This is a genomic window from Vibrio sp. 704, from assembly GCF_033339295.1.
The window spans coordinates 1-816 of sequence record NZ_JAWOUH010000282.1; the positions used below are offsets into that span (position 1 = coordinate 1).

The window sequence follows — 816 nt, forward strand, 5'->3', positions numbered from 1 at the left end:
ACAGGCGAGCTATCAGTTCCTTGCATTCGTTCAATCTTGGATGAAGCTGAATTTCCTCACCCTCATCGGTTTGTTTATTGCGAACTTCAAATTCCAGTTCCCAACGTTTGTTGTCGTCTTCGACACTGACACACTCCATCTTAAGAGTGCCGACTTCGGTTAACTGACACGCCAGTTGCACTTCTACGCGCTCTTTCTGGTTGGCTTGTAGCTCTGCGCCTTCACCTTCAAGTGTGGTGATGTAAGGCGGTAGCGGAGCAAACAAGTCTGGGTCAACGTCAACCATCACACCGTTTTGAATCGCCGTGTTGTTGGTTAAGGTATCGTGTGTAGAAGTCAGCAGGTTAAAGCGGACTGGCTCACCTAGGGTAAGCGAGAAACGACGACCACTTAAGCGGATCTCGTGACCTTCTTCTGTGCCTTTTGCAAGTAAACAGAGGGCTTTACCCATTTTGTTTTTTTCTTGTAGATGCAAGAAGTAAGAGCGTGCAGCACCACCACCAATTTTCAGTTGTGCGCCACGACGCGCTTTACCAAACGCAACCGCACCTAGTGCGACCGACCAATCTGGATGTGGGTTATCTAATACCGTAACTGGTGCGCCGCGCCAGTCAGAAAGTAGGGTAGTGACACGTTCAGTCACCAGATCACTGTTGAACACGCCACCGTTCAGCAATAAGCCAACTGGGATCGCGTTTTGTTTGTCGTCTTCAATGCCAAGAGCGGCACGAGACACTTGCTGATGCTGAGTTAAGAACTCGGCAACGTGCTTACTGACGGCTGGGTCAGCAACGTATGGAAGACCAAACTCGACAA

1 pseudogene is annotated in these 816 nt (G+C 49.6%); it reads right to left on the bottom strand.

The features are described from left to right. Positions 1-816, bottom strand: a pseudogene (locus R7R24_RS25940) (molecular chaperone DnaK); the annotation flags it as partial.